Origin of the sequence: Diplocloster agilis, assembly GCF_019042275.1 — a bacterium.
Classification (GTDB): Bacteria; Bacillota; Clostridia; order Lachnospirales; family Lachnospiraceae; genus Diplocloster; species Diplocloster agilis.
Genome location: NZ_JAHQCW010000022.1, coordinates 89,342 through 98,388, shown reverse-complemented (window position 1 = coordinate 98,388; position 9,047 = coordinate 89,342). Strand labels below are relative to the sequence as shown.

8 protein-coding genes are annotated in these 9,047 nt (G+C 48.2%); all 8 read right to left on the bottom strand.

All coding sequences use genetic code 11. The annotated features are described in order from the left end of the window. Positions 1 to 217: 217 nt before the first annotated feature. Positions 218 to 2,611 carry a DNA helicase RecQ gene (recQ, locus tag KTH89_RS13765; RefSeq protein WP_238722091.1) on the bottom strand — a complete coding sequence of 798 codons (2,394 nt, stop codon included), beginning with the start codon at positions 2,609 to 2,611 and terminating at the stop codon, positions 218 to 220. A 579-nt stretch (positions 2,612 to 3,190) separates the two neighbouring features. After that, on the bottom strand, positions 3,191 to 3,946 hold the full coding sequence (locus tag KTH89_RS13760; RefSeq protein WP_238722090.1) for an N-acetyltransferase: 756 nt from the start codon (positions 3,944 to 3,946) through the stop codon (positions 3,191 to 3,193). Positions 3,947 to 4,068: 122 nt separating this feature from the next. Next, on the bottom strand, positions 4,069 to 4,704 hold the full coding sequence (locus KTH89_RS13755) for an ABC-2 transporter permease (RefSeq protein ID WP_238722089.1): 636 nt from the start codon (positions 4,702 to 4,704) through the stop codon (positions 4,069 to 4,071). 1 nt (position 4,705) lies between these two features. Next, positions 4,706 to 5,344, bottom strand: a complete 639-nt coding sequence (locus tag KTH89_RS13750; RefSeq protein ID WP_158348767.1) for an ABC-2 transporter permease — start codon at positions 5,342 to 5,344, stop codon at positions 4,706 to 4,708. Next, entirely contained in the window at positions 5,341 to 6,201 is an 861-nt protein-coding gene (locus KTH89_RS13745; RefSeq protein ID WP_158348768.1) for an ABC transporter ATP-binding protein, read from the bottom strand. Before KTH89_RS13745 ends, KTH89_RS13750 begins: the two co-directional genes overlap by 4 nt. A gap of 145 nt (positions 6,202 to 6,346) precedes the next feature. Further along, a complete protein-coding gene (locus KTH89_RS13740) occupies positions 6,347 to 6,724 on the bottom strand; it encodes a GntR family transcriptional regulator (protein WP_158348769.1) in 378 nt (125 codons plus the stop codon). Positions 6,725 to 6,912: 188 nt separating this feature from the next. After that, a complete protein-coding gene (locus tag KTH89_RS13735; protein ID WP_238722088.1) occupies positions 6,913 to 7,344 on the bottom strand; it encodes a PD-(D/E)XK nuclease domain-containing protein in 432 nt (143 codons plus the stop codon). Between the two features lie 70 nt (positions 7,345 to 7,414). Beyond that, positions 7,415 to 8,995: a putative ABC exporter domain-containing protein gene (locus KTH89_RS13730; RefSeq protein WP_238722087.1), complete on the bottom strand. Its 1,581-nt coding sequence runs from the start codon at positions 8,993 to 8,995 to the stop codon at positions 7,415 to 7,417. Between the last annotated feature and the right edge of the window lie 52 nt (positions 8,996 to 9,047).

Here is a 9,047-nt window from a genome sequence, read left to right as displayed (position 1 = left end):
TCGGTTCCTGAACCCGGCTTTTCGATTTCACTTAGCGTATTCCAGCGCAAGCCCTCCGCGCTCCCAGGGAGATACAAAAGAACCCGGCCGCCCGGAGCGCCCCCGTATACCGCCCGCGGTTCCAAGCCCTAAGCAGCGGGCATACGAAGCCCCCAGGAAGGACGCTATCACTAAGTGAGTGCGACAGCCCCCGGCAGTTTCCGTATCAGTTCGGATCTTAATCCTCGGATAGCGGCAGGCGCCATTCATCCAGCAGCTTATCCACGATCGCTCTCTGGGCGGATTCGTTATAATACAGCACCTCGTATTCATTGCCCTCACGGCTTACTTTCTTTTCCATAAATATACCCAGACCTGCGCCTTTTTCCGTAATTATTTTGCGCTGGATATCATTGATTACCGTTTCCTGCACATATCCCCCGCCGATCAGGCGGTCCATGATCGTCTTATTTTTTATTTGTTTCATCACGCTGGCGTCCCGCTGATCGTTCATCTGCTGTACCAGCTCGGACAGCGTGCACTTTTCGGAATAATATATCTGTGAAGCGATTCGTTCACTCATCATGAACTCGGCCTTTAAGCGGCGTCCCGGTTTTTTGCCGGAATCCTGGTCGTCTTCTGACGCTAAGCCGCTATCACTCTTCGTCTCCACTATCACCGCTTTTGCCTGCGCACCCTTTTGATAACTCTCTACCGAAGGGGCCTTCCCATCTTCTTCCTCAAAATAAAAGACCTGATGCACCCCGCCGGTGAACTCCCGGATGAACTCGATAAATTGTTCTCCGTAGCGTTCATATTTATTTTGCCCCACACCGGTTACATTTAACATTTCCTCCCGGTTTAACGGCACCTTGACACACATGTCCGTCAGGGTCTTATCTGAAAAAATAATATAAGGGGGCATACCTTCCTGGCGGGCGATCTCCAGACGTTTTTCCCGCAGCCGATCGAACAGCTCCAATCCCCTGGAATTCAGTATATCGGATATCCGCTGTTTTCTTCTCTTCTGCCGCGTGCCGTCCGCTGACGCTGGCTCTTCCTGCCTGGGCTTATACTTCATGGTTACTTTTCGTTCACCGTCCAGGATCTCTTTCGCTTTGCCGGTTAATTTCAACAGCATATATTTATCCCGCGTCACCAGAAGGATCTCGTCCATCAGCATCTGATTGATTAGGCTCTTAAGCTTTGATTCGTCCATGCCCCGTCGCAGGCCGAAACTGGCCAGGCCGGTAAGACCGTAGGAGCGCAGCTTGGCCCGGTTCTCCCCCCTCAGCACGCCGACGATCACATTGATGCCATAGCGCTGCCGGCACTCCCGGATACAGGTAATCACATCCGCCGCGGCATCCGTCATATCGGTTTCCTCATAATCCGTCAGGCAGTTGGAGCAGTTGCCGCAGTACCCGCTGCCCGCCTCCCCGAAATACCGCAGTATGTAATCTCTCAGACAATCGTTGGTAAAACAGTAATAGGTCATTTTTCGGAGCCGGATTCTGTCCTGTTCCTGCACCAGCTCCCGCTCATCCTGGGAAAGCGCCTCATTTTCCGGCTCCTGATCCATCATAAATTCATGAATCCGCACGTCCTGGCCGCTGTAGTATAAGATACACTCCGACGGCTCGCCGTCCCGCCCGGCACGTCCCGCCTCCTGGTAATAGCTTTCGATATTCTTCGGCATATTATAATGGATCACATAGCGGACATTGGATTTATCGATCCCCATTCCGAAAGCATTCGTCGCGACCATAACGGGACTGCGGTCATAGATAAAATCATCCTGGTTCTCCTGTCTTTCCCGGTCGCCAAGCCCCGCATGATATCTGGTCGCGGCCACACCGGCCGCCCTTAGCTTCTCACATACCTCTTCCACATCTTTCCTGGTCAGGCAGTATATAATCCCGCTCTGATCTTCGTGTCCCACGACATATTCCTTCAAAGCGTCGAATTTATTCTTGGGCGTTTGTACGCCGAAATACAGGTTCTTCCGGTCGAATCCGCTGACTAAAACCGTAGGATTCCAGAGTTTCAGCATACAGATAATATCATCCCGCACTTCCTTCGTGGCGGTAGCCGTAAAAGCGCCGAGGACCGGTCTTATATCCAGCGTATCCACGAATCTGGATATTTTCAGATAACTGGGCCTGAAATCCTGTCCCCACTGGGATACGCAGTGGGCCTCGTCCACGCATACCATGGAGATCTGCGCCCGGGACGCAAACATCCGGAACTCTTCCGTCTCCAGACGCTCCGGAGCCACATAGATAATCTTATATCTCCCCTGCGCCGCGTACTGCATGGCCATCCGGTACTGGTTCACAGTCAGGGAGCTGTTCAGATATGCCGCATGAATCCCCGCCTGGTTCAAGCTACTGACCTGATCCTTCATCAGGGAAATCAGCGGAGAGATGACCAGCGTAATTCCCGGAAGCATCAGGGCGGGAATCTGATAACAGATGGATTTCCCGGCGCCGGTCGGCATAATTCCCAGGGTATCCTGCCCTTTTAAAAGGCTGTCGATCAGCATCTCCTGCCCTTCCCGAAACTCCGTGTATCCAAAATACTGTTTTAACAACTCGTATTTTTTTCCATACTTCGTACTGAACTGCTCCAATTGACAGCCTCCTTTGTCCTCTATTCTATTTCTTATCCATGGTGGGGCTCTGTAAGAAAAGTGATCAGAACTATCTTGATTTGTACTGAAATACTACCATATTTCTCTTAAAATTACAAGTTATGGGCTGTCGCACTAACTTTGCGTTCTTCTCCGTGGCTTCCAATGCCCGTTACTCAGAGCCTGAAACCGTGGGCGGTATACGGGGACGCTCCGGGCGGCGGGTTCTTTTGTATCTCCCTGGGGGCGCATAGGGCGGCTGCGTCTCCGCTTAGTGGAATCGAAATGCCGGATTCAGGATGCACGGCGGACTTCACGTCCGACGGGCAAGAGCCTCTGAACCGGGAACACATCAGGTGTTCCTGGTGAATAGGCTCGGTTCCTGAATCCGGCATTCCGATTCCACTTAGCGGAGACCAGCGCAAGCCCTCCGCGCCCCCAGGGAGATGCAAAAGAACCCGGCCGTCCGGAGCGTCCCCGTATACCGCCCACGGTTCCAAGCCCTGAGTAACGGACATAGGAAGCCCCGGAGAAGAACGCTAAGTTAGTGCGACAGCCACATAATTTATAAACGGCAGGTTACAATCCTTTATCTGCAAGGATTTTATCAAATTTCTTTTCCGATAGTATCTCATGGGTTACAAGCTCCCCATTATAGAACAGAGAAAATGTTGTAAATGGCGACGGGACGTTTTGCGCGTCTTCTTTTGTCCGGATATGCACGGTTTGAAGCTTCGCCTGTCTTTCTTGGGCCATTTTTTCAAGAAGGGGCACATACTTTGCTGTAAAAGGGCATTGGTCTGTGTAATACAGGACGAAGCCCTCCGGCAGACTGTTCTGCGTTTTTACAACCTTTTTAAAACACGGCTGATCCGCATTTTGGGCAAACGGAAGATACAGCAGTTCAAAATACGGCGCCGCCGCGTCAGCTCTTTCAAATCCTTTATATTTCATGTATTTTGGGTCCGAAAGGAAGCCCCTTTTCTTTTGTGAGGATAAGATGACAAGTCCTTTTTTCCCCTTCGCCTTACTGTCTCTGATACATTCCTCCAGCAAAAGGGTTGAATAACCCTGTCCCTTGAATTGTCCGGAAACCCACAGGCAGTCTATATACATGTATCCGTCTGCCTCGATCGGAACCCAGGCATACTCCGCCGGAATATATTCAATAAAGCACTTTCCACGCACATTCCCTTTTAAAAATACAAGCCCCTCGTCAAGTCTTTCTTGAATCCATGCCTTTTTTGTCATGACCTGAACGTCTTTGTTGTTTGATATCGCACAACAGATATGCTCCTGTTCAAGATTTTCGTGTGTTATTTTTATAAGTTCCATAAAGCGGTTCCTCCCTATCGTCCGATATACCGTATTACGTCTTATCGGTCTGCGTATCATTATAGCACAGATGAATCCGTTTGTATTGAAATATATGACACGAATGAGTTCCGCCACGGAACCTATATTTCTTTTCCCCTATATATCCGGCAGGAAATCAGATAAGAGCATGCCACCCCCGCAGCCAGCAGCGCCAAGGCAGCAGGGAAGATCCATTTCTGCCCGCTCCATCCGCTTATTAGCGCATATAGCTTTTTCAGCCAATTGCCAGATCTCACCATCAGAAAGGAGGGCACTACAAAGATCGCGATTAATGCCAACCGTCCCTTTTCCACACCCAGCTTGAATATTACCGGAAGCGCGATGCTGTATAGTATGATAGAAACGCCTGCTACCACCGTCTGGCTCTTCCAGGTAACCAGGATCTCCGCTAAGGGCTGATGCCGGACCAGCAAAAATATTAAGGCCGCCGCGCATCCTAAAAAAACGGCTATGCATTCAAAGAGTATCAGCATCACATACTTTTCCTTTACTGCTGTGTGCGGTTTCAAAGGCATAACCCTGGTATACTGATGCCAGTGATAGTAATCATCATAAGACATGGATGTGAGCACGGTCATGGGAAGCAGAATGGCCAGCATGCTGCCCATGATCCCAGGCGAAGCAAAGCTCAATGGGATGAAAATCACCATGGCAGCCAGTAATTGTTTGAAATATGTCCTGATCACCATCAGATCCTTGGTCAGTAAACCCATCATATCAATCCGCCCCCTGCTTTTCAAATATTTTACAGGATATCTGATAAGAAGCCCATACAATGAGTAAAATGATCAGCGGGCTCATGTATAAAAGCAGCTTTAACTGCCCCTCTGACGGAATAAATCCGGTCAGTTTATCCTTCAGGCTCAATAGCAGATAGATCGATGCGGTCAAAACGCCGATCAGGCCGATCATAATAAATCTGCCCTTTTCCACGCCAAATTTGTAAAGCAGCGGCAGCACAAAACTATAGAGCAGAATGGCGATTCCAACCGATCCCAGAGCGCCTCCCCAGATCACCGGTAATTTTTCCGCGGCCATGTTCTGAACGATACTCATCACAGAACCGACGACTCCGGCCACCGCCGACATGGCGGCGGAGAGCAGCACCAACAGGATATACTTGGATTTTACAATGGTGCGGGAGCCCATGGGCAAGGCTTTTGCATACCGGTTCCAATGATAGTAGTCGTCATAGGACATCGTATTGATCACAGCCATGGGGCTCATGACCGCCATCACGCTGCTTAAGACTTCCGGTGTTTTCAGAAAGCAGACTATAAAAATCAAATACATGATTCCGAAAGATTTGAAATACGGTCTCAGGCTGTAAAAATCTTTTAATAACAGGGCACTCATAATCTCACACCTTTCACATAGAATAAAATAATATTTTCAATATCCGCCTGATCGATCACCAGGTCACGGTATATCTTCCCGATCTCTTTGCGTTTACCGGTCAGCACCTCATAGCCGAACTGATTCTTCCGATAGGAAATACAAAGCTTGGGATCCAGTTTTCGGAACTGTTCCTCGCTGCATCGGATAATCCCGTATTCATAGAGCAACTCATCTTTGTTTTTCTGAAACAGGATTTTTCCGCCGTGAATGAAAATGATATAATCCGCTATCTTCTCCAGATCGCTGATAATATGGGAGGATACCAGAATGGTATGTTCCTCGTCCTGTATAAAGTCCAGGAACAGTTCCAGTATCTCATCCCGCACGATCGGGTCCAGCCCGCTGGTAGCCTCATCCAGTATCAGCAGTTTCGCCTTGTGTGACATAGCAACCGCGATGGATAGTTTCATTTTCATACCCCGGGAGTATTCCTTGATCTTCTTCTGTGCCGGCAGCTGAAAGCGTCTCAGAAACTCGTCAAACTCCCTTGGCTGCCATTCCTTATAAATCTTTGACATTACTTTACCGATCTCCGGGGCGGTCAGTTGTTCGTGGAAGCAGCTCTCGTCAAACACGACTCCGATCTGTTCCTTTATGGCTTGTTCCTGCTCCACATGATCCTGTCCAAACACCTGAATCTTGCCGCTGTCCACAGTGATCAGATTTAATATGGCTTTGATCGTGGTCGTCTTTCCGGCTCCGTTTTCCCCTACGAACCCGACCACACTGCCCTTCGGCACATTCATTGTCACATGGTCCAGTTTAAAATTATCATAATTTTTACACACATTTTGTAATTCAATCGCGTAGTCCATACTGGTTTCCTCCAATTATTTATTTTCAAATGATCGTGTTTACCACATTCTTCCGGCCACTCATATTTCCGGTCACTCATTCTTCCGGCATTTCATCCTTATTTCCTGCGCCCGGTGTTCTAGTATCCTTGGTATTCCTGCAAGATTATCCTTCGTCTTCATATAACATTTTCAAAATATCCTGCAGCTCCTGCAATTCGATATGGCTGATCCTTGCCGCTTCTACCGCATTTTGCAGGTTTTCTTCAATCCTGCGTAAATGTTCTTCCTTCATCAGTTCCATATTGGCGTCCGCTACAAAACTGCCTTTTCCCACCACGGAATATATATATCCGTCCCGCTCCAGATCTTCATACGCCCTCTTAGTGGTAATCACACTGATTCTGAGTTCTTTCGCCAGAAGTCTCATGGACGGAAGCGCTTCCCCCGGTTTCAATTCCCCAGCCACGATCATATTCTTGATCTGTGATGTGATCTGTTCATAAATGGGCTTTCCGCTGGAATTGCTGATTATAATATTCACTTGCTCACCTCTTATCGAAATGTATATATCGTTTATATACATTATTATACACAATATATACAATCTGTCAATAGTTTTTTTAATTGAAAAATATAAACTTGCTAGTTCTTTCTTGATAATAATAACGGAGAAAGATGGTGTCGTTAGCCATCTTTCTCCGTTTACAGAAAAATTGATTTGAGTTACAATTAATCCTTTCTTCCTGGTTCATCACCCATCCGACAGACAATCTCCACTCGTTTTTTGTAAAAAGCAATTCCAAATTTCATTATCTGCTGTACACCTTGCTCCCGCATAGAGACCGCATAGTTTTTTGTCTCGATCTGCTGGAGCGCAGCGTGGCACAATTTTTTTAGCCTTTCGGAAATTTCAGTTTCCGGCACAGTTTCGCGCAATACCTTCAGTTCGATCAAGATACCAGGGAGAACCTTATTATGCGGGAGCAGCTGCACATCATACCGCCCTGCACCGGACTCTCGATTGGAACTGACATAGTACATGTTGTTCATTATGGCACATAGCCCTATGACCATCCCATGATAAAAGCTCTCGCTGGCCGCGTCGTGAGAGCTGATGGTCTGAAGCAGGAACTTTTGCAGCTGTTTTTGAAGCCCTGACACATCCTGCTATCCTGAATCCGGCTTTCCAATTTCACTAAGCATATTCTCTGCCACCCTAAGCGTCCTAACGTTATTGCAGCGACTCCATCTTCGAGAACGCAATGGAACCGCCCCAGGCCACAAGCCCGGTCAATATCACGGAACTTAAGATCAATGCAAAAAAACCAAACTCCACATTTACCAAAAGTGTCCCGGCCACACAGGCCAGTACCGCTATCATAATAACAATCCCTTCGCCCAGCAGACGCATCATCTGCTTGCCGAAATTTCCAAGGATATTACCCAGCAAGGCTTCACTGAGCACATTGAAATACAGCTTCGTCGCCTGCAAGCACACATAGATCAGCACGGTAAGCACCGCCTGGACCGGTGTCAGGCGCAGTACAACCGCCGCAGGTATCGTTATCAGGCAGCCGTCAACCAGCGAACGCATGTGTTCGATCAGAGTAGCGTACCAGACTTTTCGTATAGTACTGTCCGGGATTAAATACGTATAGGGATTCTCTAACTCTTTAGACCATTTTGTGGCATAGCTGGTGAAGATAAACACCATATAGGCCATAACGCCGGGAACGATAAAAAACCGATAAGGGCTGGCTGACAAATGATTCAAATATGCAAAAATTGCAATTCCAACACCAAGGGCCAGGGATATCAGCGTAAATATCCCAAAAATAAATGTTTTATTTTTCTTATATTCCAGCAGCTGTCTGTAAAAAATCGCTTTCGCTCCGCTCCCTTTGTACTCCACCTGGGCTTTTCCGTATTTTTTCTTTTTCCCGATGGACACGCCTGAGGTTTCGCCCTTTTTCTTCTTCTGCATAATTTCCTGGTAATCATCGGCGAATTTCATAGCATCCTCATAGTAGTCGCCCGCACACCGCATCCGAATTGAAATCACTAACAGCAGAAGGGCGAATACCACATACAGAAGCGTACATACCACATTCAGCACCGTAGGCCCCAGAATCAACAGCCGGATAAACGCAATATTCCATCCGATAATCGGAATGCACTGCAGGAACGGGTGGTCCAGAACCAGCGGCAGCACGTTCCACGATGCTTCCTGCGTAAAGAACATATAGGCGGCGAACAGCACCAGCACCGCCACGACCAGCCACACCGCCCGGCACAGCAGGCGCACTGTCCTCTCTTTCAGCCGTTCATTTCCATATAACACAACCACCAGGCCGGCTTCCAACACATTTTCCACCACATAGGCCAGGACAAAATACAGCAGCATTTTCCAGACCGGTATCCCAAACAGCGTACATCCAAGCACTGTAACCACCAGTGTTAACACCAGATTCATCATATTGGATTTCATCTGTTCATACAGGAGAATCAGCTTCGGAGATATCGGCGCGGAGAAGAGGAAATGCACCTCGCTTTGCCGGAACAGAAGCCCTTTTCTCTTGGCGTACTGCAGCAGGCTGGAGGGAATGCTTAAAAATACCAACGCCGACAGCGCATAGACCAGATAGATGGGTGTATTCCAGTTATTGGCCATAACCAAGCTGCCGATGCCGGTCAGAATCATGGCCACATAGGCAATCCCCAGAATGATATAAATATAGGTCACCGGTTTGCTCAAAGCCTTTCGGATCCGGTTCACCATCGTTCTTTTCCAAAGATAAATTAATGATTTCATTGTATCCTCCACGCGTGCGTCATCCCGCACATATAGGCATCCCCATCAGTGT

What these genes read in the sequence shown, in the direction of transcription:
- KTH89_RS13750 (WP_158348767.1), bottom strand. Translation starts at nt 5,344, where the DNA reads ATGAGTGCCCTGTTATTAAAAGATTTTTACAGCCTGAGACCGTATTTC.
- KTH89_RS13760 (WP_238722090.1), bottom strand. Translation starts at nt 3,946, where the DNA reads ATGGAACTTATAAAAATAACACACGAAAATCTTGAACAGGAGCATATC.
- KTH89_RS13730 (WP_238722087.1), bottom strand. Translation starts at nt 8,995, where the DNA reads ATGAAATCATTAATTTATCTTTGGAAAAGAACGATGGTGAACCGGATC.
- KTH89_RS13745 (WP_158348768.1), bottom strand. Translation starts at nt 6,201, where the DNA reads ATGGACTACGCGATTGAATTACAAAATGTGTGTAAAAATTATGATAAT.
- KTH89_RS13755 (WP_238722089.1), bottom strand. Translation starts at nt 4,704, where the DNA reads ATGATGGGTTTACTGACCAAGGATCTGATGGTGATCAGGACATATTTC.